The organism is Cedecea sp. FDAARGOS_727, from assembly GCF_012273235.1.
Classification (GTDB): domain Bacteria; phylum Pseudomonadota; class Gammaproteobacteria; order Enterobacterales; family Enterobacteriaceae; genus Cedecea; species Cedecea davisae.
On sequence record NZ_CP050966.1, the window covers coordinates 176,189 to 198,961 of the forward strand.

Annotated in this window: 26 protein-coding genes; 9 read left to right on the plus strand and 17 right to left on the minus strand. The window is 56.4% G+C overall.

The features are described from left to right. Positions 1-29: 29 nt before the first annotated feature. Positions 30-422, plus strand: a complete 393-nt coding sequence (locus tag FOC35_RS00940; protein ID WP_016535772.1) for a lysozyme inhibitor LprI family protein — start codon at positions 30-32, stop codon at positions 420-422. Positions 423-428: 6 nt separating this feature from the next. Here the strand turns inward: FOC35_RS00940 and rutR are convergent, their stop codons facing one another. From rutR to FOC35_RS00965, 5 genes are all read right to left on the minus strand, one after another. After that, the gene (gene rutR, locus FOC35_RS00945) at positions 429-1,073 is read right to left on the minus strand and encodes an HTH-type transcriptional regulator RutR (RefSeq protein ID WP_016535771.1); all 645 of its coding nucleotides are present in this window, start codon (positions 1,071-1,073) and stop codon (positions 429-431) included. A gap of 38 nt (positions 1,074-1,111) precedes the next feature. Next, entirely contained in the window at positions 1,112-2,047 is a 936-nt protein-coding gene (locus FOC35_RS00950; RefSeq protein ID WP_172567874.1) for a DMT family transporter, read from the minus strand. A gap of 156 nt (positions 2,048-2,203) precedes the next feature. Then, positions 2,204-2,380 (minus strand): general stress protein, encoded by a 177-nt coding sequence (locus FOC35_RS00955; RefSeq protein WP_016535769.1) that lies wholly within the window; start codon positions 2,378-2,380, stop codon positions 2,204-2,206. 341 nt (positions 2,381-2,721) lie between these two features. Next, positions 2,722-3,294 carry a GNAT family N-acetyltransferase gene (locus FOC35_RS00960; protein ID WP_172567875.1) on the minus strand — a complete coding sequence of 191 codons (573 nt, stop codon included), beginning with the start codon at positions 3,292-3,294 and terminating at the stop codon, positions 2,722-2,724. A 26-nt stretch (positions 3,295-3,320) separates the two neighbouring features. Next, positions 3,321-3,479 (minus strand): hypothetical protein, encoded by a 159-nt coding sequence (locus FOC35_RS00965; protein WP_172567876.1) that lies wholly within the window; start codon positions 3,477-3,479, stop codon positions 3,321-3,323. A 248-nt stretch (positions 3,480-3,727) separates the two neighbouring features. Here FOC35_RS00965 and wrbA point away from each other — a divergent pair, with 248 nt between their 5' ends. Both wrbA and FOC35_RS00975 read left to right on the plus strand, forming a co-directional pair. Next, positions 3,728-4,324 (plus strand): NAD(P)H:quinone oxidoreductase, encoded by a 597-nt coding sequence (wrbA, locus tag FOC35_RS00970; RefSeq protein ID WP_016535765.1) that lies wholly within the window; start codon positions 3,728-3,730, stop codon positions 4,322-4,324. A 15-nt stretch (positions 4,325-4,339) separates the two neighbouring features. Next, positions 4,340-4,567 (plus strand): YccJ family protein, encoded by a 228-nt coding sequence (locus FOC35_RS00975; protein WP_016535764.1) that lies wholly within the window; start codon positions 4,340-4,342, stop codon positions 4,565-4,567. A gap of 40 nt (positions 4,568-4,607) precedes the next feature. Here the strand turns inward: FOC35_RS00975 and agp are convergent, their stop codons facing one another. Then, positions 4,608-5,852: a bifunctional glucose-1-phosphatase/inositol phosphatase gene (gene agp / locus FOC35_RS00980; protein ID WP_172567877.1), complete on the minus strand. Its 1,245-nt coding sequence runs from the start codon at positions 5,850-5,852 to the stop codon at positions 4,608-4,610. 92 nt (positions 5,853-5,944) lie between these two features. Continuing rightward, positions 5,945-6,829 (minus strand): HARLDQ motif MBL-fold protein, encoded by an 885-nt coding sequence (locus tag FOC35_RS00985; protein WP_172567878.1) that lies wholly within the window; start codon positions 6,827-6,829, stop codon positions 5,945-5,947. A 73-nt stretch (positions 6,830-6,902) separates the two neighbouring features. Here FOC35_RS00985 and FOC35_RS00990 point away from each other — a divergent pair, with 73 nt between their 5' ends. From FOC35_RS00990 to FOC35_RS01000, 3 genes are all read left to right on the plus strand, one after another. Further along, positions 6,903-7,805 (plus strand): LysR family transcriptional regulator, encoded by a 903-nt coding sequence (locus FOC35_RS00990; protein ID WP_172567879.1) that lies wholly within the window; start codon positions 6,903-6,905, stop codon positions 7,803-7,805. Between the two features lie 69 nt (positions 7,806-7,874). Beyond that, positions 7,875-8,315 carry a helix-turn-helix domain-containing protein gene (locus tag FOC35_RS00995; RefSeq protein ID WP_172567880.1) on the plus strand — a complete coding sequence of 147 codons (441 nt, stop codon included), beginning with the start codon at positions 7,875-7,877 and terminating at the stop codon, positions 8,313-8,315. A 175-nt stretch (positions 8,316-8,490) separates the two neighbouring features. Further along, the gene (locus FOC35_RS01000) at positions 8,491-9,282 is read left to right on the plus strand and encodes an SDR family oxidoreductase (RefSeq protein ID WP_172567881.1); all 792 of its coding nucleotides are present in this window, start codon (positions 8,491-8,493) and stop codon (positions 9,280-9,282) included. Between the two features lie 32 nt (positions 9,283-9,314). Here the strand turns inward: FOC35_RS01000 and FOC35_RS01005 are convergent, their stop codons facing one another. From FOC35_RS01005 to folE2, 5 genes are read right to left on the minus strand one after another with little or no spacing between them, the layout of a single operon-like run. Next, a complete protein-coding gene (locus FOC35_RS01005; RefSeq protein WP_172567882.1) occupies positions 9,315-10,313 on the minus strand; it encodes an iron ABC transporter permease in 999 nt (332 codons plus the stop codon). Continuing rightward, positions 10,313-11,266, minus strand: a complete 954-nt coding sequence (locus FOC35_RS01010; protein ID WP_172567883.1) for an ABC transporter substrate-binding protein — start codon at positions 11,264-11,266, stop codon at positions 10,313-10,315. The genes FOC35_RS01005 and FOC35_RS01010 overlap by 1 nt, the downstream gene beginning before the upstream one ends. Before the next feature lie 19 nt (positions 11,267-11,285). Continuing rightward, on the minus strand, positions 11,286-12,083 hold the full coding sequence (locus tag FOC35_RS01015) for an ABC transporter ATP-binding protein (RefSeq protein WP_172567884.1): 798 nt from the start codon (positions 12,081-12,083) through the stop codon (positions 11,286-11,288). A gap of 3 nt (positions 12,084-12,086) precedes the next feature. Further along, positions 12,087-12,647 (minus strand): transferase, encoded by a 561-nt coding sequence (locus FOC35_RS01020; RefSeq protein ID WP_016535755.1) that lies wholly within the window; start codon positions 12,645-12,647, stop codon positions 12,087-12,089. Continuing rightward, positions 12,637-13,566 carry a GTP cyclohydrolase FolE2 gene (folE2, locus tag FOC35_RS01025; RefSeq protein ID WP_172567885.1) on the minus strand — a complete coding sequence of 310 codons (930 nt, stop codon included), beginning with the start codon at positions 13,564-13,566 and terminating at the stop codon, positions 12,637-12,639. Before folE2 ends, FOC35_RS01020 begins: the two co-directional genes overlap by 11 nt. A gap of 190 nt (positions 13,567-13,756) precedes the next feature. Between folE2 and FOC35_RS01030 the strand changes: the two genes are divergently transcribed. The 3 genes from FOC35_RS01030 to FOC35_RS01040 are packed head-to-tail and all read left to right on the plus strand — an operon-like array spanning position 13,757 to position 16,936. Then, the gene (locus FOC35_RS01030) at positions 13,757-14,368 is read left to right on the plus strand and encodes a methylthioribulose 1-phosphate dehydratase (protein ID WP_172567886.1); all 612 of its coding nucleotides are present in this window, start codon (positions 13,757-13,759) and stop codon (positions 14,366-14,368) included. Positions 14,369-14,414: 46 nt separating this feature from the next. Further along, the gene (locus FOC35_RS01035) at positions 14,415-15,911 is read left to right on the plus strand and encodes an FGGY-family carbohydrate kinase (RefSeq protein WP_172567887.1); all 1,497 of its coding nucleotides are present in this window, start codon (positions 14,415-14,417) and stop codon (positions 15,909-15,911) included. Further along, positions 15,908-16,936, plus strand: coding sequence for an NAD(P)-dependent oxidoreductase (locus tag FOC35_RS01040; RefSeq protein ID WP_172567888.1), 1,029 nt, complete (start codon positions 15,908-15,910; stop codon positions 16,934-16,936). The genes FOC35_RS01035 and FOC35_RS01040 overlap by 4 nt, the downstream gene beginning before the upstream one ends. A gap of 35 nt (positions 16,937-16,971) precedes the next feature. On the opposite strand, the gene FOC35_RS01045 is transcribed toward FOC35_RS01040, so the two are convergent. Genes FOC35_RS01045 through FOC35_RS01065 form a run of 5 tightly spaced genes read right to left on the minus strand, consistent with a single transcriptional unit; the run spans position 16,972 to position 22,429 of the window. Next, entirely contained in the window at positions 16,972-17,916 is a 945-nt protein-coding gene (locus tag FOC35_RS01045) for a carbohydrate kinase family protein (protein ID WP_172567889.1), read from the minus strand. Between the two features lie 7 nt (positions 17,917-17,923). Beyond that, positions 17,924-18,928: an ABC transporter permease gene (locus tag FOC35_RS01050; protein ID WP_172567890.1), complete on the minus strand. Its 1,005-nt coding sequence runs from the start codon at positions 18,926-18,928 to the stop codon at positions 17,924-17,926. After that, a complete protein-coding gene (locus FOC35_RS01055; RefSeq protein ID WP_016535748.1) occupies positions 18,928-19,914 on the minus strand; it encodes an ABC transporter permease in 987 nt (328 codons plus the stop codon). Before FOC35_RS01055 ends, FOC35_RS01050 begins: the two co-directional genes overlap by 1 nt. Next, positions 19,911-21,416: a sugar ABC transporter ATP-binding protein gene (locus FOC35_RS01060; RefSeq protein ID WP_172570297.1), complete on the minus strand. Its 1,506-nt coding sequence runs from the start codon at positions 21,414-21,416 to the stop codon at positions 19,911-19,913. Before FOC35_RS01060 ends, FOC35_RS01055 begins: the two co-directional genes overlap by 4 nt. A 32-nt stretch (positions 21,417-21,448) precedes the next feature. Then, positions 21,449-22,429 (minus strand): sugar ABC transporter substrate-binding protein, encoded by a 981-nt coding sequence (locus tag FOC35_RS01065; protein ID WP_172567891.1) that lies wholly within the window; start codon positions 22,427-22,429, stop codon positions 21,449-21,451. Positions 22,430-22,773 lie beyond the last annotated feature (344 nt).

Genomic DNA, 22,773 nt, shown 5'->3' on the forward strand with positions numbered 1-22,773 from the left:
AGGGCCTTTTTTTTAATGAGGACACCAGAATGAAACGCGTGTGTTTACTTGTTGCCGGGCTGCTGCTCAGCGGCGCGGCGCTGGCGGACGGCTGTGACTCAGCCACCACCCAGGCGGATATGAACCAGTGTTATGCCGCCGAGTATAAAAAGCAGGACGACCTGCTGAATAAGACTTACAAAGAAGTGATGTCCAGGGCGACGGACAAGCAGAAAGTGCAGCTTAAAAAAGCGCAAAATGCGTGGATTGCCTTCCGCGATGCGGACTGCGATTTTATGAGCTCAGGGGCAGAACAGGGGTCGGTTTACCCGATGGTTCGCGCCAACTGCCTGGCGGATAAAACCCTCGAACGCACCGAGTTGCTCAAGGGCACGCTGGAATGCGAAGAGGGCGATGTCAGCTGCGTTTTAGCGCCAAAATAAGCGCGATTAACGCACGCGAATGCCTTCAATAATCATCCGCTGCACGTTCTCCACCGTGCGGCGGAAGAACGCCTCATCCTGTAGCGTGCTGCCGGTAACGGCCTCAACCTGGCTGGCAAAATCCGCGTAGTGCTGCGTGGTCGCCCACAGCATAAAGATAAGATGATGAGGATCGACAGCAGCAAGTTTGCCGCTTGCTACCCAGCCAGCAATAATCGCCGACTTCTCATCCACCAGCGCCTTCAGGTCGCCGGTTAGCTCGCCTTTGAGCAGCGGCGCGCCCTGCAACATCTCCAGGCAAAACAGCTTTGACGCCTGAGGGTAATCTCGTGATACCTCAAGCTTGAGGCGGATGTACTCCCCAATCGCCACCAGCGGCTGCAAGTCCTCGCGGAAAGCACGCAGCGGCGCAAGCCAGATATCCAGAATCTGCTTCAGCACCGCAATGTAGAGCGCCTCTTTGGAAGGATAGTAATAAAGCAGGTTGGTTTTTGAAACTTCGGCCCGCTCGGCAACCTGCTCGAGGCTGGTGCCGTGAATACCAAACTGGGAAAAGAACTCCAGCCCGGCGGCAAGGATGGCCTGTTTTTTGGCGGCCACCGCTTTCGAACGGCGGCCGGGGGATTTGATATCAACGGCGGCTTCAGCCATGCAAGCTCTCCTTGTTAGTCGCTGGCATGAATTATAGCTCAGGCGCTCTCGTCTCCGGTATCTTCCTTCCAGCCCTGGGGCTTAACTGCCGCTTTCTTACGCTTTAGCTTCAGCTCGCTCACCAGTACGCCAAGCACGATAAGCGCCGCCCCCACCAGCGCCAGTACCGGCAGGCGCTCGCCCGCAATACGCCCGAAGATGCCGGCCCAAACCGGCTCGCCGGTATAAATTACGGTCGCCCGGGTTGGCGAAACGCTGCGCTGCGCCCAGTTCATCGTGACCTGAATAATGGCGCTGAAAATACCCAGTCCCAGAGCAATAATCACCAGTCCCGGCGAGAACGTCGGCACGCTCTCGCCCGCCGGAACCATTGCGGCAAAAGAGACCAGCGAAGCGGTAGCCAGCTGAACCACGGTCACCCGTTTAATATCCACCTTGCCCGCCCAGGCGCTAATCAGAATAATTTCTGCGGCAATCGCAACCGCGCCGATAAGCGTGATGATTTCCCCGGCACCCAGCGCCAGGCTGGTGCCTTCCGGCCCGGCAAGAAAAATAAGTCCGATAAACGCCAGAACCACGCCAATCCACGACATCAGCCCCGGCATACGGCCAAGGCAGAGCCACTGTAATAGCGGAACCACCGGCACATACATCGCGGTAATAAAGGCCGATTTACTGCTGGGAATGGTCTGTAACCCCCAGGTCTGCATGCTATAACCGATGGCGATGGCGACGCCAATCATCACCCCCGCTTTAATCTCCAGCCAGGTTAAGCCGCGTAGCGATTTTAACGACAGCAGCCCCACCGCAGCGGCGGCAGTAGCGAAACGCAGGCCGACAAAGAAGAATGGATCGCTCATCGTCATGGCGTACTGAACGGCAAGGAACGTCCCGCCCCAGAACATGGTTATCAGGATCAGCAGGCCTTCTTGCGGCTTAACGGAAAATTTATAACGGCTTAATGGCGCAGACATGAACGGGACCGGGAACATCAAAATAAGAGTTGAGGCTCTATACTGCGGCCAGTCACATTTTGTTGCAACGGGGAAACAAAAAAACCGCCGGAAAACCGGCGGTCAGGGCAAATTCAGCATGAGGATTGATCCATCATGCATCTGGAGAAGCTGCGGCTACTTGCTTTTGCTGCTGCCGTGGCTGTTTTTGCCCCCTTTCTGGCCAGCTTCTGAGGCGCGCTGCGGATCGTTTTTGAAATTACCGCCGCTGTGCTGACCACCTTTACGACCTGCTTCTGATGCTCTTTCACGGTTTTCAGCGAAATTACCTGAACCACCACGATGGTTTGCCATTTCTAACCTCCGGATATAGGACATCATTTTGCATTCGATAAAAGAGGATTCTTTCACCGCGCGGCAAAACGGACTGGCCGTTATTGTCACCGCGTGGAACTAAGTCTAGTGCAGCTCAGCCTCCTGCCCGGCCATCAGCAACATTTGGAAACATCGCGTCGGCGAAAACCGACCGGCTCTCCGCTTTGCGGCCATAAGGCCCTCTTATCCCTGATTAAAAAACAGGCTAAAAAATGTGAGCTGATGCTACAGGGCAGCCATGCTGCTCCCGCTTGTGATATATCAAGGAAAAGCCAGTCAGGTTTGCAGGGCGGTATAACGATTTGAACTTTATAAGTTAATTACAGCAGCGTGTGCAGATCTACAAACATGATGGGATGCTTTGCCGAATGGTTTTCCTCTGTATCAAGTAATTCCATTCCTTGTCGGTTATAGAAGTCCATAGCATTCCTTTTGGAATCCGTAATTAGAAACCTGCAACCAACCAGCGGACGGATATCATCTAACGACATTGATAAGGCAAAACCAAAAAGCATAGCGCCAATGCCCAATCCCCGGCTTCTCGCATCTACCACCAAACGGGCAATCTTTACCGCAGGGAGAAACTCATATCTTTCAGCTCGCGCGCAATCCCCGAGGTGATAATCCTTTAAGTTAACCTGGCTACAGGTCAGAGTGATGTAACCCAATACTCTATAAGGAAAAAAATACTTATTTTTAGTCTTATCAATGCGTGCATTATCATCAATAACCACGTAGCTCTGAGCGATACATGCATCCTGAAACAGGAGAGCATCTTGTTGGAGGAAAGTCTTTAGAGGCTGGAACTGCTCACCACCGCTCTTGAAATTTTTGTGATGATGAAATTGATTTAAAGGTAAGATTTTAAGGTCAGCCCGTGCCGCATCATCCATGTCGCTAACACTCTAATAAGGTGAAATTATCCAGGTTTAGACATTTTTTCACGTAAGGCGCGAGCCTCCTGTAACGAACGCTTCGCATTTTCATTGGGTTTAGAATTGCTCATTTGCCTGAGCATTTGTTCGGCGTCTTTACCCGTCAGGATAGTACGGCCAAACATACTGCTGGTAATTGCCATCTCTACCTCCCCGGTTTGCCTGAATGAAATCAGCTGCTTAAAGTTGGTGTAATTTTAAGCGGCCACTGGCAAATACGTCAACCGATTCAGTGCTAAAACGATAGGCAGCCCATCCTGAGTCAAAATAATAGTCACCGCCGTTTGTGATATATCATAGAAAAGCCAGTCAGGTTTGCACTCTCGCCCACAGGTCATATCTTTAAAGGAACGCAGACAAAAACTGCAGTTCAACTGAGGAGTGAAGCAAGATGGCTAAAGTTCTGGTGCTTTATTATTCAATGTATGGACACATCGAAACCATGGCCAAAGCCGTGGCGGAAGGTGCGCAAAAAATCGATCGCGCCGAAGTAACGGTAAAGCGAGTCCCCGAAACCATGGCACCCGAGGCCTTTGCTAAAGCAGGCGGTAAAACCCACACCGCGCCGGTCGCTACCCCGCAAGAGCTTGCCGACTACGATGCAATTATCTTCGGCACCCCTACCCGCTTTGGCAATATGGCCGGGCAAATGCGAACCTTCCTCGATCAAACCGGCGGGCTTTGGGCCTCCGGCGCGCTTTACGGCAAACTTGCCAGCGTTTTCAGTTCTACCGGAACCGGCGGCGGCCAGGAACACACAATCTCGTCAACATGGACTACCCTTGCTCATCACGGAATGGTGATTGTGCCTATCGGCTACGCCGCGCAGGAGCTGTTTGATGTCTCTCAGGTTCACGGCGGCACGCCCTACGGCGCGACAACCATTGCCGGTGCCGACGGTTCACGCCAGCCAAGCCAGGAAGAGCTGGCCATCGCCCGCTATCAGGGTGAATACGTGGCAGGCCTGGCGGTAAAACTCAAAGGTTAAGTTCTGGAGGTTCGCATGACATCGACACAAGCGAAAGCGCATCACGTAGGCGAGTGGGCAAGCTTACGCAATACTTCACCGGAGATTGCAGAAGCCATTTTTGAGCTGGCGAAATATGATGAAAAGCTAGCTGAAAAAATCTGGGAAGAAGGAAGCGACGAGGTGCTGCCGCTTGCCTTTGCCAAAACGGATAAGGACTCCCTGTTCTGGGGAGAGCAAACCATAGAGCGTAAAAACGTTTGACCGCGCGTTCTGCCCCCGGCTCCGGGGGCAGATTTGAGTTTTACTTCACAGCCTGGCTAAGCACTTCGCTAAATTTATCCCACGAGCAGTAACCGTTCGCATCGGTCGGGCAGCCTTCCAGCTGCAAAGTGACGCGTTTTGGCGGATGCTGGAGAGTTAATACCTCGCCGTTACGCAGTTGCTCTGCGCTCTGGTAAACGTATTCCACTTTCAGCAGGTCGCGGTTGTTGTTCTTGTCGTGCCAGCGCTGGAACATAATGTTGCCGCCGATTGGCGTGCGCTCATACTGCCCCGGCAGCTGATAAGGCTTAAACTGCAAAGCAGTTAACAGAGAGGCGATATTCGAGTCATGGCCGACCATCAGCGTCACTTTCGGCCCGGTGGCCGCTTCTTTACTCGTCAGCGCGTTCTGAATGTATTTCACCAGCGGCGCAGCCACGTTACGAGCCACTTCCGGCGAGGTAAACAACGTGTCCTGGTAGCCGTTTTTCAATTGGGAAAGCACGCGCCACTGCTCGGCGGTTTTGATTTTTCCCCAGGCCACCTGGTCCATCGGGAAACCTTCGTAGTATTGCAGCGTGAAAGCATCCACCAGCGCATTCCCGGTTTTCAGCGGGCCGTTGACGCCCGGCTCCTGGGTCGCATTGGCGCTGAATTGATCTTTCGGCCCGGTTAAATCGCACTGCTGTTTTTCTTTGCAGGTCGGCGAGTCTTTGAAGCTAACAATCTGCTCCAGCAGTTTATAACTGTCGGTCAGCTTGTATTCGGTGCGCTGTTTTTCCATCGCCTGCACCGCTTTCTCTTTAAACTCAGCCGATGCATTGGTGATAACCGGGTTAAACACCGGGTCCATGGTGCCCATCTTTTCCTGATGGTGCACCGGTACGTCGCAGCCCGGGAAGGCGCCGGTAATAAAGAATTGGGCTGTCGCAACGGTACGTTGCAGGCTGTTGGCATAGGCATAAACGCTTTCCGGCGCCGGGCATTCGCCGCTGGTCACCAGCTTCTGGTCCGCCAGCCATTCGCGCACGTAGTGGCCCATATAGACTTCCAGCACGCCGCCTTTGGTGGTGAGCTGCCCGCCAGGTACGTCCCACTCCGGCCAGGACTGAGCCGTAGACTGCTCCAGCACGCTGCCGTTGTTGGCCAGTGGGGCGCGCAGGTTATGGCGGCTCATCAGCAGCACCTGCTGCAATTGGTAACCTTCCGGCGCGGCTTCCGCTTTTGCCACGCCCGGGGCAATACAGGCGATGGCAAGCAATGAGGCGACAATTTTCTTCTTCATTACTTATTCCTCAGGGAGTGATTAACGAATTGTAAAGAATATATTGTGACAGAAAAATGACACTCCTCCTGCCTGCCGGATCGCAAAAAGTCCTATTGTTCCGTTTGTTGTTTCAGCTGTAATTCAAAGCGCTGGCGAGATTGATCCACATAGCGTTGTAAACCAGTCCGGTCGATAAATGCATTGCTATCTCCGGCGGCAAGTTTGGCCTGCTTAGCGGCGAGAGCAAAGCGCTCCCCTTTATTAGCGACAAAAATATCCACCTGCTGCGCGGCAAGTGTGGCAAAACTCCCCCGGATATCGCTTACCAGCGTCGGGTAGTTTTTGTTGTTCACCAGATAATAATCCGGCGTTGCCAGGCTATCGGCGTAAATCAGCTTTTTACCCTCCGGCAGGGTAAACAGCCATGAAGTGCTCCCCGGCAAATGTCCGGGGGTTAACAGAGCTTTGAACGTGACGCCACCCAGCGAGAGCGTTTCGCCATCGACCACCGTTTTATCCACTGTTACCGCAGGGAAAGGCAGCGCGTCGCCAAGGGCAAAATCCTCTTTACCGCCAAGCGCCAGCTGTTTTGCATTCGCCACGCTGGCAATGACCTGCGCCCCGCTCCACGCTTTCAGCCTGGCGATGCCTCCGGCCTGGTCAAGCCGTGCATGGCTGTTAAGAATGAAGCGAACGTCGCGGATATCAAAACCAAGTTCGGCGATATTACGCTTAATCCCCCCGGCGCTGGCGTCTAGAGCTCCATCCACCAGAATATGTCCCTTTGGCGTAGTGATAAGGATTGAAGAGAGGTTTTCTGTCCCAACGTACCAGACGTTTTCTGCCATACGAAACGGCTTCACTGGTTTAGCCCACGTTTCAAATAAGGCGTACGGCGGCGCGGCACAAAGCGGCTGAGCCGGATCAAGAGCAGCATAACCGTCGAGGGAAATTGCGGATATCAGGCAGGCAAATAGCAGGGTGGAACGCTTCATGGTTTCTCCTTTTTGTCAGGAGCCGCAGTATAATCTCCGGTAATTTAATACTGTGCAATTGAGATGCTAGCTTGTGAACATCCTGCAATTAGATATGAATCTGCTCAAAGTGCTGTACGTGATGCTCACCACCGGCTCCACCAGCCGTACTGCGCAGAAGCTGGCGCTTAGCCCGTCGGCGGTAAGCCATGCCCTCGCCCGCCTGCGCGAATCCCTCGGCGATCCTCTATTCCGTCGGGAAGGCAATTCACAGGTTCCCACGCCTTTTGCGCTGGCGATTAAAGACCGCCTTATTCCGCTTTTTATCTCCCTCAACGAAGAACTGTTTGGCGAAGAAAATGGCGAGGAGCGGCGCTTTCGCGTAGTGCTGCCCCCGGCGCTCAACGTGCTTCTCACGCCGGAGCTGGCGCGCAAAGGACACCAGGCGGGGGCAATCATTGAATGCCTGCCCTTTGAACGGCGCGCCTGGCGTGACGAACTGCTGGAAGGAAAAATAGATTTACTGGTCGCGATTGGCGATCACCAAAAAAGCGTGAGCGCCCTGCACTATGAACGGGTTGGCAGCACGCGCCTGATTGCCGTTTATGGCCCGCCGCTACACGGCAAGCTTAAAGGACGAACAGCGCTAACGTTTGAGGAGTTAGGGCAGTTCAGTCATTTCTACTGCCACCCGTGGCCGCAGGCCAGCAACGAGCTGGATCGCCAGCAGGCGCGAGCCGGGCTTGCCCGACGCCTGGCTTTTACCTGTAGCGATTACGGTCAGTTGGCTCCGGCGCTGCGCAGCGCGCCGCTGATGGCGATTGTTCCCGCGCCGTGGTTTGAAACCCTGAGCGACAAACAGCACCTCTCTACTTTGCCGCTGTCCGGCGACAAGGCCGAAGGCAGCCTGTTTTTGCAATATCGCACCTCCACGGTGGAATGGAAGCGTCGGCTGATAGCCGCGCTAAAACAGGCGCTGACGGCCCATTATCGCTAGCAAATTGGCGCTCATCTTTTCGGCGAAAAAGTTTTATAATAGAACCATACGACTTCACCGGGAGAAGAGATGAAACGCAAAAGCCTCGAAGACAGCGCCTGCTCGGTTGCCCGCACGCTGGACGTCATCGGCGACTGGTGGTCATTGCTGATAGTGCGCGATGCGCTAAACGGCATGGCGCGGTTTGGCGAATTTCAAAAAAGCCTCGGGATCGCCAAAAACATGCTGACCCAGCGCCTTAAGCAGCTGGTAGAGAGCGGCATTCTCGAAGTTCGCCCCGCCTCCGACGGCAGCGCATGGAATGAATATGTTTTGACGGACAAAGGGCGCGAGTTGCAAACCGTGCTTGCCGCGCTTTCCCAGTGGGGCGGGAAAAACCTGTTTGATCGAAACGAAATCTGCACCGTGCTGGTCGATAAACAGCATCGCCGCCCTATTCGCAAACTCACTTTGCAGGCCGAAGATGGCCGCGAACTGGCCGCCGAAGACATCACCATTCAGACCCGCTAATTTTCTCTATGCGCCTGATAATATAGGCGCTTCATTTTTCTACCGCCGTATTCGCCCGAGATAAGCAAAAAATACCCACCAAATTGGTTGCATTATAGAACCAATATATCTAGATTCTGAATATGGTTTCATTATTAAACCAATCAACCCAACACAACATTCTACGAGGTGCTTTATGGCTAACGCCCACTCTGTCGCGGTTATCACCGGCGCGTCTTCCGGTATCGGTGCTGCTTATGCGGATCGCTTTGCCGCCAGGGGTTACGACCTGCTGCTGGTTGCCCGGCGTGAAGATCGCCTGCTCGAACTGGCGGAGAAGCTGGAGGCGCGCTACGGCATTCACGTCACCACGCTAAAAGCAGATCTGACAAACGAAGGAGGGATCGTCGCCGTTGAGCAGGCACTGCGTGATAACCAGCGCATCAGCGTGTTGATCAATAATGCCGGAACCGCCCATCTGGCCCCCTTTACCGAAGGGAGCGCAGAGCTGCATCAGGCGGATATTACGCTGAATATTACCTCGCTAACCCGCCTCAGCCTGGTGGCACTGGCAAAATTCCAGGCCGAAAACAGCGGCACGCTGATTAACATTGCCTCGGTGCTTTCCCTGCACGCTCGCGCCGGAAGCGCCGTTTATAGCGGCACCAAAGGCTATGTTCTCAACTTTACTCGCGGGCTTCAGGAAGAGGTTGTGGGGTCCAATATCCGTATTCAGGCCGTGCTGCCTGCGGCTACGGCCACGGAAATCTGGGAGCTTTCCGGCGTGCCGATGACCGCTCTGCCAGAAGGCTCCGTGATGAACACCGAAGAGATGGTAGACGCCTCGCTGGTTGGGCTGGATAACGGCGAGAACATCACCATGCCGCCGCTGCACGATGAAAAGCTCTGGGAGGCATACGAAAAAGCTCGCCTGGCGATATTCGATGCTTCTCGCACCGGCGTTCCGGCTCCACGCTATACGGCTTAAAACTCAAGGCGGATGCTGTCCGGCATCCGCCCTTAGCGCCGGGCGACCATCGCCACGATAAAAAAGCCGCCAATACCCGCGGTAATAATGCCGATCGGCAACTCCTGGGGCGCAACCAGCACCCGGCTGAGTATATCCCCGCCGCACAGCAAACCCGCTCCCACCAGCCCGCAAAGCGGCAAGAGTTTTGCGTGTTTAATCGCGGAAAAATGACGGCAAAGATGCGGCACCATCAGCCCGACAAAACCGATAACTCCGGTGAGCGCCACCAGAAGAGAAGTTGAAAAAGCGCAGCAGAGAAAAATTTCGGTACGCAGGCGGTTAACATTGATGCCGAGAGAAAACGCCGTTCGGTCTCCGGCCAGCAGCCCGTCCAGCTCGCGCCACCTCAGTAAGCAAAAAGCCAGCAACAGCCCCAGGCTCGCGGCGGCAAAGCCCAGATTATCCCAGCGCGCCAAACCCAGCCCGCCCAGCGACCAGAACAGTATCGAGCTTGCCGTACGCTGGTCACCGGCGAACACCAGATAACTGGTCAACGCCCCGAACAAAAAGGAGATCGCCAGCCCGCAGATAATCAGCATTTCCGCCCCGCGTTCCCGCTTAAATTGAAATAGCGAAAGCACCGCGATGGAAGAAATCAGGCCGCCGCAGAAGGCGGCGACCGGCAACGTCCATGCGCCAAAAAAGTCGCCAAAACGGGTAAATACCAGCACCGCACCGGCAGACGCGCCCGAAGAGAGACCGAACAGGAACGGGTCAGCCAGTTCGTTGCGCGACGCCGTTTGCAGCAGCGCCCCCACTACCGCAAGCCCGGCCCCGGCGATCAGCGCAAGCAGCGTTCTCGGCAGCCTGATATCCATGACGATGCTGCGGATCATCGGCGCAATATCGCTCGAACCGGGATGAAGCGCGGCAACAACCTGATGCGGCGTAAGCCGAACCGTGCCCTCCGTCAGGCTCAGCGCGGAAAACAGCAGAATCAGCAGCGCGGCCAGGCAAACGATCGTCCAGTAGCGCGATGCTACCGCCATCAGTTAGCGCCTGGCGCATACAGCGCGTGAGCCAATTTTTCTACCGCGCCGATGTTCGCCGGGCCGGGCGTTAGCTCTGAATATTGCAGCTTCAAATAGCGGTGATTTTTTACCGCCGGAGTCAGCTTCATCAGCGGATGGCGCTCAAGGAACTGGCGCAGCGAATCCGCGCCGCCGCCGGTCTGATAATCCAGCAGGATAATAAAATCCGGCTCCGTCGCCGCCACATTTTCCCATGATGTCGTGCCCCAGCTGGTATCCAGGGCGGCCATCGCGTTCTGGCCGCCCGCCGCCTCGATTATCGCCTGCGGCATGGCATATTTGCCGCTGGTGAACGGCTTATCTTCCCCGGAGTCATAAACAAAGACTTTCGCCCGGCTGCCGCCCGGGGCATGAGGGAGCGCGGCCAGCCGTCGTTTCCAGCCATCCACCAGCTGTTGCGCGGCCTCCTGCTTGCCGAATATTTTGCCGAGCGTTAGCTCATCGTTATAAAGCAGCTCCATGCTGGCTTTCTTTTTGCTCTCGCCGGAGATGGCGCAGCTTTCGCTGAGCACAAACGTTTTGATGCCATATTTTGCCAGGCTATCGGGCGTAACATCCCCGCCGACTTTCATGCCGTAATTCCAGCCCGCAAAGAAGAAGTCCGGCTCGGCGGCAAGCAGCGTTTCCAGCGCCGGGTATTTGGGCGCCAGCTCGGGAATCGCCCCCATTTGCTGCCTGAATTCCGGGGTCATTTTGTACCAGCCGGAGATGCCGGTAAGGCCAACAATCTGCGGCTGTAAATGGAGAGCAAAAGCCATCTCCGACATATTCAAATCGTTAATCACCGCCCTTTTAGGCGCCTGGGTGAATACCACGGACTTACCGCAGCTGGAGACAGTGACGGGAAAACCAGAGGCGAAGGCCGTGGCAGATGCAAAGGCGAACACCAGGCCTGCGGTAGTTTTTAGCATGTGAATAATCCCTGAAAAGTTAGTGTTGGCGTGAAGTTTCAAAAAAACGCACCCGCTTTCCATGCCTGTCTGGATGGGCAACCGTAAAACTCTCAAGCCCGAAGACCGGGCGAATAGCCTCGGTTCGCAGCGCAGAATCCGGGGCGTTAAAAGCAAGCTGCTGGCCCGCCGACAAAATCAGCACCTTGTCGGCAAACCCTTCAATAAGATTAAGATCGTGCAGCACCGCAATAACGGTCGTTCCACGGGCTTTAACCAGCGACAGCAGCTCTTCCCGCCCGGCGAGATCGAGATGGTTGGTCGGCTCATCAAGCAGCAGCAAGCGTGAGGTCTGGGCTAAAGTACGGGCGAGAATAGCGCGCTGCCGTTCACCGCCGGACAGGCAGGCAAGAGATTTATGGCGCATGCCCAGCACGCCTGCCTCCTTCATAGCGCCGCAAACAATGCAGCGGTGAGCTGGCTCGGCCATGTCGCGCACGAATGGCAGCCGCCCCAGGGCCACATAATCCTCAATCGACAGGCGCAGGTCCGGGACATCGTTTTGCGACATCACGGCAATAAGTTTTGCCCGCAGCAGCGGATGCAGGGAAGCAAGCTGCTGCCCGGCTAAGGTTATCTCCCCTTCGGCTTTAAGCTCGTGGCTCAGCGCGCGCAGCAGCGACGTTTTCCCGCTGCCGTTGGGGCCAATGACCGTGAGGCACTCTCCTTTAAGCAGCTGAAAATCTATCGCTACCGGCCAGCGGCCTCCGTGCGGGCGCGTAATTGAGCGCAGCGTGACCTCAAGTTCCGGCAAGCCGCCCTGTTTATTCCATGTCATTATTCAAAACTCGTTGCGCAGCAGCTGGTAGCCTTCCACCAGCCTGACGTTGGTACTGGCAACCTCTTCCGAAAATTGCAGCGAAGCCGGGTCAACGCGGGCGTATTTTTCAAGTTCGGAGTCAGGCCCCACGCGCTCGGTAGAAGGGATATAGGTTTGCTCGGGCAGCGTTACGCCGTCCACCACCGCGTTATAGCGAATAACGCAGCCTGTTTTGATATGGCAGTTGAACAACACGCTGTTAAAGCCGATAAACACGCGCTCATCAACCCTGCAAGGGCCGTGAACAATCGCCCGGTGAGCAATAGAAGTCCCGCTGCCGATGGTCACCGGCGCGCCGCTTTTAGAGTGGATAACCACGCCGTCCTGAATATTGGAATGCGAGTGGATGATAATCGGGTCCATGTCGCCTTCGGCATTCAGCTCGTCGGCGCGGATAACCGCATACGGGCCGACATAAACATAATCATGAATAATCACCCGGCCACAGATAACCGCCGTCGGGTCGATATAGGCTTTAGTCGAAACCTGCGGGAGGTGGCCGGAGGGGTTTTTACGCAGCATAGTGATTTCCTGTCCAGTTAATACGGGCCACGGCATTGTGGGCATGAAGGCTTTCCTGGTGCTCGACGCGAACTTCGAAAGCGGAGCAAAAGGCGCTCCCCAGCAGCGCCTGATTCAGGCGGCGGGCCGCGTCTTCGCAAAACATCAGGTTCTGCCCGTTAGCGAGGGCAAACGCCTGCTCATCGGCGCGTTTGACTACCGTCTGCACCGCGGTCGCTAAGGCCGTTTCGCAGCAATCAATCACATCAATAAACGGCAATATCCGGGCATCAGGCTTCAGGCGGCAACTCACCCATGCCCAACTTCTCTGGCTGTGGGGCGTACCGGGCATGCCACGCTCGCCAAGCCAGGCTTCAACTTCCGCCACGGACAGGCGGTCGCTACGCTCGCCAAAGTCGAGCTGGAACTGCTGTTGCGCCAGATTGCGGCTCAGCGCCGCCGAGGCCGGGCAGGTAGATGAATAAGGAATGCCCACCCGCACGGTGACGGTGAAATCAGAGCCGCGCTCGGCCTGTACCTGAACGGGATAGGCCTTCCAGCCGAAGCGGTTTGAGGTGAGAGATTTACGCGACAGCAGCAGATCGCCGGATAGCGTTATCGAGGCCATATTGCTGCAACGCTGGTGCGAGACAAGAAATTCGCCGAGCAAATTACGCAGCGAGGCAGGCGTCACCTCCTGCTGAGTTAGCGCGTCCAGCAGCAGGTAAAGCCGCGACATATGAATGCCTTTTTCCGCCTCAGGGGAGCTGAGAAGATTAATCCCCGCGCTCACTTTCGCCGTCAGCGGCCGCCCCGCAATTTCGACCGGGAGATCTATTTGCTCCATGCCAACCCACGAAAGGGTGGCGTCGCTATGCTCTCCTTTCAGCGACTGAATATCAGGGAGTATTTTTGGGCAAAGCGCGGGCGTTACGGTCATAGCAGAAAGAGTCACCTTTAGATTGATTTGTTACGTTATAACATAACAAATACCATCAATGCAAAATGGCGATTTTTCTGGCGTTTCACGATGCGGGAAGTGTTGCCCGTCTGTTCACACAATGATAGCATCATGTAAACGGCCATTTAGACGGCTAGACAGACAAATTACAAGAATAAGGAACACCTGTATGTGGCAAGAAAGGCTCGGGCAGTTAGTCACCACCTGTCATTGGATCGGCGCCAAAGGCTGGGCACCGGCTACCGGCGGCAATATGTCGGTGCGTCAGGACGCGCAGTGGTGCTGGTTAAGCGAGTCCGGGCGCGATAAAGGCAGCCTGACCGGTGAAGACTTCCTGCAAGTTGATATTGCCACAAACCAGGCGCCTTCAGGCCGCAAACCTTCGGCGGAAACCGGGCTGCATACTTTGGTTTATCGCCTGTTCCCGGAAGCTAACGTGGTGCTCCACGTTCACACCGTCAACGCTACCGTGCTGTCGCGTATTGAAAAAAGCGCCACCCTGAACATCAGCGGCTACGAAATGCAAAAGACCCTTACCGGGCAGCAATCGCACCTCGACGCCGTGCCTATCGCCATCTTCGACAACGATCAGGATATCGATGCGTTAGCCAAACGCATCGAGCAATATGCTCAGCACAACCCGCTGAACTACGGCTTCCTGCTGCGCGGCCACGGCCTCACCTGCTGGGGCAAAGACGTGAATGAAGCCCGCCGCCAGCTGGAAGGCCTCGAGTTCCTGTTTGAGTGCGAAATGCAGCGCCGCCTTTACCAGCGCGATTAATTATTAGTCTTTCTGACTCCGGCTCACCAGCGCGAGGGCAAGCGGTATGGATTATTTCCTGGGTATTGATATCGGCACGTCGCGGGTAAAAGCCGTGCTGTTTGACGGCAATTTTCATGCGGTTGCCAGCGCGGCGGAATCAACCGCACCTTCACTCTCCCCTCAGGGCTATGCTGAACAGGATATGGAGCAGCTCTGGCTATCGGTGGTGCGCACGCTGCGCCAGGTTGCCGACTCGCCAGAGCTACGCCACGGCGAGCTGAAGGCAATTGGCCTCGCGGGCCAGGGCGAAGGCGTCTGGCTTAGCGACCGCAGCGGCAACCCGGTCAGCCCCGGGATTTTGTGGAGCGATACCCGCAGCCGCGCGCTGATGGACGAACTCCTGCTGGCCCCGGGCCTGGACAAAGCGTTGTTCGATGAAACAGGCTCCCAGCTACAACCCTGCAACACCAGCCTGCAGCTTTGCTGGCTCCAGCGTAACCAGCCGGAACGCCTCGCCGCCGCCGACTATATTTTCTTCGCTAAGGACTGGATCCGTTTTCGCCTGACCGGAGCCGCCGCGCTCGAGCTTACCGATACCAGCGCGTCATTACTGAACCAGTCGAGCGGCGAACTCTCAGACTTTGCTCTCAACGCGCTGGGCATTAGCGAGCTGAAGGCAAAATTCCCTCCCCTGCTGCGCCCCGAATCTGTGGCGGGCAGCTTGAGCGAAGAGGCTGCATTGCTGTGCGGGCTTGCCGCAGGCACGCCGGTCGCCGCCGGTGCTCTGGATGTATGCAGCGCGGCTCTGGGCTGCGGCGCGATTCATGACGGCGATATCTACACAATTCTCGGCACCACCTGCTGTACCGGCGTGGTTTGCCACGGCCGCGAGACGGTAAGCAGCGGCACCCGCTTCGTCACCCACACCGAGCCGGGCAGTTTTATCAATCTGTTCCCGATGCAGGCCGGAACACCGAACATTGACTGGCTCCAGCAGCATATTTCCCTGACGCCGGACCTGGTCGAGCTGGAGCGGCAAATTGCCACCGTTCCCCCCGGCAGCGGCGGCGTATTCTGGCAGCCTTATCTGAACGGCGAACGTGCGCCATTTTACAGCCCGACCGCCCGCGCAGGATTCTTTGGCGTAGACCAGCACACCTCTCGCGCGGCTTTACAGCGTGCGGTTTTCGAAGGGCTGGCTTACGCCATCGTTGATTCACTGGCGGGCTACTCCAGCGAAGGCGACCTCTATCTCACCGGCGGCGGCGCGGCATCGGCAACGTGGCTCCAGATTATTGCCGACTGCACCGGCAGAACCGTAATCGCCAGCCACTTTAATGAACTTAGTGCCAGAGGCGCAGCATTGCTAGCTGCACGTAGCGTTCACGCCCTGAATGATTACCCGGCCATCGAGCAAACCCGCTATCGGCCACACCCGCAGGCGCATGCCGCCTACAGGGCGCTGTTCCCGGTCTTCCGCCTGCTGCGCGAGCAGCTCCAGCCGGTCTGGCAGGCCAGACACCAGGCTTTACAGAGTGTTTCTCAGGATAACGAACAATGAAAATCGTCTTTACCGCCGAATACGCAGGAAGTCTTGACCCCTTCAGCCAGCTCGGAGAGCTGATTGTCGAGGGCTGGGCCATCGGCAAGCCAAAACTTCATGCCGCGCAGATTATCGATCTTGCCCACGATGCCGAAGTGATTGTCACCAGCTATGACGACATCACCGCCGAAGTGATTAACAGCTGCCCGAAGCTACAGGTTATCGCCTGTACCCGCGCTAACCCGGTCAACGTTGATATTCAGGCCGCTCGCGAGCGCAATATTAAAGTGCTCTATACGCCGGGCCGCAATGCGGACGCCGCCGCAGAGCTGACCCTGGGCCTGATGCTGGGCTTAATGCGCCATATCCCGCAGTCGCATGCCGCCCTGAAACGCGGGGAATTTACCCGTGAGGCTCAGGCCGAACAGCATACTCAGGAAGGCCTGCGCAAAGATGTGGTCTGGGATGTTAGCCCGGAAAGTCCGTATGAAGTCTTTAAAGGCGGCGAGCTGCGCAACAAGACTTTGGGGCTGATTGGCTACGGCAATATTGGCAGCCGAGTAGCGCGCATCGCCCGCGCTTTCGGGATGAATATCCTGGTGGTTGATCCCTTTGTTGCCGCCGAAGATATCGACGAACCGGGGCTACACAAAACCACGCTGGAAGCCCTGTTCCGTGAGGCCGATATTGTCAGCCTGCATTTAAGCAGCGGGCCGCACAGCGATGGGCTGGTCAACGCGAAACTGCTGCAAACCATGAAGCCCGGCGCGAAGCTGATTAACACTTCCCGCGCCTCGGTCGTGGTAGAAGCCGACCTGATAGAAGCCCTGCGGCACGGCCCGCTCGGCGGCGCAGCGCTGGACGTTTATCACCAGGAGCCGCTGTGGCGTGACCACCCGTTCATCAGCGAGCTGAATAACGTCATTATTACCCCGCACATTGCCGGGGCCACACGCGAAAGCATTCAGAAACATACCGCGATGATTGCCGCCGATCTTCAGCGTTTTGTGGCGGGAGAACCGCTGCTATACGCCTGGCGCTAAGACAAAAAAACAGGCCTTCGGGCCTGTTTTTACGGTTATGCAATCAGCGGCGTTGTCGCCATAAAATCCTGCAAGTGTTCCCAGTCCACCACGCCCGCATCCGATCCTAATCCTGTTGCCACCAGCGCCGCCGTTGCCGACGCAATCCGGCAGGCCTCTTCCACGGATAGCCCCCGCGCAAGAGCAGCAATAAACCCGCCGCAGTAGCTATCGCCGCAGCCGGTAGTGTCGCTGGCCGTCACTTTATAGGCCGGAAAATGCAGCGTGCCCTCAGGGCTGAACAGCCACGAGCCGCTGGCTCCGTCTTTGAAAATACAGCAGCCAACGCCGAGGCTCAGGAAGAAATCCGCTACTTCGGCAGGCTCGGACAGCCCTGAGATGAACTGCGCTTCTTCGAGCGCGGGCATAAAATAATCCACATACGGCAGCAGCGGGCGTAAAAGCTCAAGCGTGTTTTCATTCGGCGCGATCAAATCAAAGCTGGTAATGACCCCGTGCGCTTTAGCCGCAGCCAGCAACATCGTGCTTTGCCCGCCGTCCATCGCCGCCAGCAAACCGGTGCCGCCGTGGTGCAGAAAGCGGCAATCGAGCACGTCGTCAAACTGAGCCTCATCGACAAAAAGCTCGTCAGACGCGCCGCGGCAATGCAGCGCCGGGCGTTCGCCGTTGGGGCGAATCGGTAAGAGTGTCGCCGAGGTTTCTTTGCGCGCGGTACGGCTTATTAGCGAGCAGTCGATACCGAGACGGCGATAGCTGCCAAGAATAAACTCCGCCTTTTCATCTTCACCAAGACAGGCCGCCGTGGCGGTGCGGATACCCAGTTTTGCCGCATTCACCAGCGCACCGGCCGCCGTACCCGCCGGATTAAGCCTGATTTGTTCAATAAACTGCACCCCGCCACCCTGCGGAATACTGACCACCGGGCGACCAGCGATATCGAGAATAGTCAGGCCGACGAAGACTGCATCAAATTTGCTCATGGCTTCCTCACTCATTCCGCTGACGCAGGCGCGCCTGCCAGAACGATACGGCCAGCGCCACCACAAGAATCACGCCGACCAGCGCATCTTTTACCAGGTAGTTAAGCCCCATCAGATTCAGGCCGTTATCAACAATCGCCAGGAACAGCACTCCGCCGAGCGTTCCGCCCATGCTTACCCGGCCCTGGCGCTGGAACGCGGTGCCGATAAAGACCGCGGCAATGGCGTCCATCAGGTAGGACTGCCCGGCAAGCGGAGTAAACTGCCGCAGGTTAGCCGACAGAATAATGCCGCCGACGGCGCACATCGCCGAGGCGGCAATCAGCACCCAGAAGAGAGTGCGTTTATCGGCGATCCCGGCAATGCGCGCGGCTTCGCTGTTTTGCCCTACGGCGCGCACGCGCTTGCCAAACAGGGTTCGCTCGGTCAGAAGCCAGGCCGCAAGCCAGACCACCAGCACAATCAGTACCGGCATCGGAATGCCCCACAGATTGCCCACCGCAAGGTCATGATATTCCGGCGCCATGCGGCGCATCGAAATCGCCCCGCCGCCGTCGGTGTAAATACGCTCCGCGCTGCTGGCGATAAACCAGGTGCCAAGCGTGGCTAGGAACGGTTTGATACGGCAGGCCAGAATCAGGAAAGCATTAACCAGGCCAATCATCACCCCGCCCAGCAGGGCGCACAGCACCGCCACCTGCCACGGAAGCTGCCAGGTTTTCAGCGCAATCAGCGCCATCATCGCGCCGAAGTCGATAGCGACGCCCACCGAAAGATCGATAGCACCCGCGCTAACGATAAGCGTCATCGCCAGCGCCACAATCAGCAGAATGGCGCTGCCCTGTAGCAGATTGCTCCAGTTATCCAGCGTCAGAAATACCGGGTTAGACAGGCTAAACAGCACGATAAAGAATAGCGTGACCAGGACAAAGCCGGCGCGGGAGAGCCAGGCGAGCGGTTTCTTGCCGGACTCGCCTGCCGGTATGGCCGCCGCGGCAGAAATGACTTTCATTATTTGCTCCCCTTCTGCTGCAAGGCGGAAGCCGCCAGCACCACCAGAATCAGCACGCCCTTAATCGCGCCGACCCAGAAAATATTCACGCCCAGCAGCCCGAGGCCGTTAGACAAAGCGTTAACCAGAATGGCGCCCAGCAAAGCGCCCCAAATGGTCACCACGCGGCGGCGGGAAAATGCCGCGCCGAGGAAGGTTGCCAGCACCGTTTCCATCAGCAGCGGCGTTGCCGTTCCGCTGGAGCTGCCGGAGCCCTGAGCCAGCAGCGGGAATACGGCAAGCCCGGCGGCAACGGCGGCAATCAGCCAGGAGGCCAGCGTCAGGAGGCGCACATTAAGCCCGGACATCTGGGCCATATCTTTGCTGCCGCCGGTAGCCTGCAGGTGCTGGCCGAAGCGGGTGTAATGCAGTAGAAACTGGAAGCCAGCAAAAACCAGCAGCAGATAAATCAGCGCGTAAGGCACGCCGAGCAGGCTGCCGTCGCGGAATGCCACCATAAGCGGATCGCTTACGCTGATGCGGCGCTGGCCGGTAAGCAGGTCGGTCAGGCCGGTAAAAGCCACGGAAGTCGAGAGCGTGGCAAGCAACGGCGGCAGCCCGGCTACCAGCACCAGCAGAGCGTTAATCCCGCCGCAAAGCAGGCTGAGGGCGGCAACCAGCAGCAATAGCAGAGGCCACGGCGTCAGCCAGTCGGTCATTCCGAGGCTCAGCAACGCTACTCCAAACACAGCAATGGCCGGGAGCGAGAGATCGATGCCTCCGGAGACAACATCATCCCCGCCGGCGGCAATCACGCAGACCAGGCCAAAGCTCAGGATGGCCAGCGGCACGCTTTGCACCAGCATCAGGCTGATGTTTTGCCAGCTCAGGAACCACGGGGACTGAATACTCAGCCAGACCAGCAGCGCCACAAACAGCAGCAGAGGGAATTTTTCAAACAGCGCAACGGAGCGACGAGCCACGAAGCTGCGAATTTCAGTGCTCATAAAGATTTTTCCTGCCCACCGTTGATCGTTGCCAGCAGCGCATCAAGCGTTAGCCCCCGGGTCGGCAAATTCGCCACCAGCGAACCGCGCCACATCACCAGAATGCGGTCACACAGGCCAAGCAGCTCGGTGGCATCGCTCGAAGAAACCAGCACAGAGCGCCCCTGGTCGGCCAGCTGGCGCGTGCGCTGATAGATGTCGCTTCTGGCGCCGATATCCACGCCGAGCGTTGGCTCATCAAGGATAAAGAGGCGTGCGTCGGTGCCCAGCCAGCGGGCAAGGATAACTTTCTGCTGGTTGCCGCCGCTCATATAGCGCACCGGCAATTCCGGTTTAGCGGGGCGAATGCTGAGCCGCTCTATCCAGTCGCGGGCTTTTTGAAGCGCACGCGAACGGTGCTCCCAGCCCAAAGTGGCCGTCTCGTGCAGCGAGGCAAGGTTGATATTGTCGGCGGCTGAAAACGGCAGGATCAGACCCTGATGGCGGCGATCGCGGGGGACCAGGGCCATACCGACCCGAATAGCCTGTCGTGGAGAGCGAATGCGGCGCACACGCCCGTTTATCGCTATTTCGCCCCGTTTAGCAACGGTAAGCCCGTAAAGGGTATCCACCAGTACGTCACGCCCTGCGCCAAGCAGGCCCGCCACGCCGACGATTTCACCTTTATGAATGTCAAAGCTGATGTCCTGGAGCTGCTGACCGTCGGAAAGTGAACGTACGCAGAGCAGCGGCACCTCGTCGGCTGAAGCATCGGCTTCGTGCTGGCGAGGGGTATAGAGCCGCTCGATTTCGCGACCCACCATCATATGAATCACCGCGTCGGTATTCTGTAATACTTCGCGGTCGGGATAACCCACAACTTCCCCATTACGCAGCACGGTTCCCCGATCGCACAAAGAGGCGATTTCGTTCAGGTAATGGGAGATATAAAGGATGGCGATGCCCTGATCCCGCAGCCGCAGTATCGCATCGGAAACCAGGCTTGCTTCGTGGGCTTCAAGCGGCGCGGTAGGCTCGTCGAACACCACCAGTTTTGCCGCGCCATCTATCAGCGCTCTGGCAATTTGCACCAGTTTGCGCTCGGCAAGGCTGAGCTGGCGAATAAGCCTGTCCGGGTCGATAGTCAACTGCCAGGTAGAAAGGAAAAAGTCCCGCGTGGCCTGGCGCATGCGCCGGGAGTCCAACATACCGCCCGCGCGGTGATACTCCTGGCCGAGAAATACCGACTCCGCCACGGTAAAATGTGGGATCAGGTTCAGCTCCTGGTGAATAACCCGGATCCCCTGAGCCTCTATAGCCGCAGGCTTACCAAGCGGAAGCGGAACGCCGTCAAGCGTTGCCGTCCCGCCATCGGCCTGATAAACCCCGGCAAGAATCTTGATTAATGTGGACTTGCCCGCCCCGTTCTCACCGATCAGGCCGTGAATTTCACCCGGCCCGATGGTCAGCGTGACCGCGTTTAACGCGGCCACATTGGCAAAGCGCTTACTAATGCGGTCCATCACCAGACCGCGCTGCGTCGTTGCTGCGTTCACTACTTCAGTTCACCGTAACCTAGTTTTTTATATACGGCTTTGGCTTCATCCGGGCCTTTAACCGGGATAACCGGAATAAAGGTCTGGATTGGCAGCTTCTGGCCTGCGAAGTAGCGTGCCACGTTCTCGGCGGAGGTCTGGCCGATAAGGTGCGGCTGCTGGGCGACGTTTGCCACCAGCGGGCTGTCTTTTTCTGCCATGATCTCCAGCGTTTCCGGGCCAGCGTCAATAGCGGTTACCTTCACGTCTTTATCACGCCCGGTCTCTTCCAGAGCCTGAACAATACCGATTGCGGGCTGGTCCCAGCAGGCTACGTGGATAGCATCCAGCTTGCCTTTCGGGTACTGGCTCAGCAGTTCGAGGGTTTTCTTGCGGGCGTCTTCCGGCGAGTTAGCAAATTGCTCTGCCAGCTCCGGCTGAATAATTTTAATGCCAGGATAATCCTTCAGCACATATTTCCACTGGTCATAACGAATACCGCAAATGCGCAATGAGTTAGAAAATGCGTTAAATACCGCCACGTTGCCCTTCCCACCCAGCGCATCTGCCATATAGCGGCCAATGGTTGAACCCAGAGTGTAGTTGTCGGACGTAGTGTTATTTACGGAATACTGCGAAACATGGTCAACGGTAAATACCGGAATGCCGGCATCTCGCAGCGCTTTGAATTTAGGCTCAACCGCGCTGTCGCCTAAAATACTAATGACCGCGTCAACTTTGCGCGACAGCAGAATATCGTGGTTGTTAGCGTGAACCTGGTTATCTCTGCCGCCGTCAACGCCGATAACCTTGCCGCCGAGTTTTTCAACCTCTTCGGTCGCGCCTTTATAAGCCTCGCGATCCCAGAAATGCTGGGTTCCCACTACCGCAACCCCGATGGTTTTACCCTGTAACGAAAGTGCGTCTGCGGCAAAAGCAGCCCCGGATGCCAGCGTCATCAGGCCCAAGGCGACAGACAAAATTCTTTTTTTAACCTTCATTGCTATAATTATCCCGTATTCATTGGTCATTAATGCCACAGCATGACAACAAGCAGAACCCGACCCAAATAAAAAATAGATATATCTTATATTTCCATAGTCACGCCCCTATGTCACTTTGCAACTACCCTTATGAACATGAATAAAATACATGTAAAACAGCAACAAGAGAAAAAATCAACCACAATAAAACAAAGGGCAACTCCATTTTTTGGCTTTATTTTTAAAATTACAAAATAATATTAAACAGCGATGTATTAAGGAAGATTAATTATAAACACTGCCGTTTTATAAAAATTAAACAGCATCAACTGATATTGCGATCATTTACCCCATTTCGCATT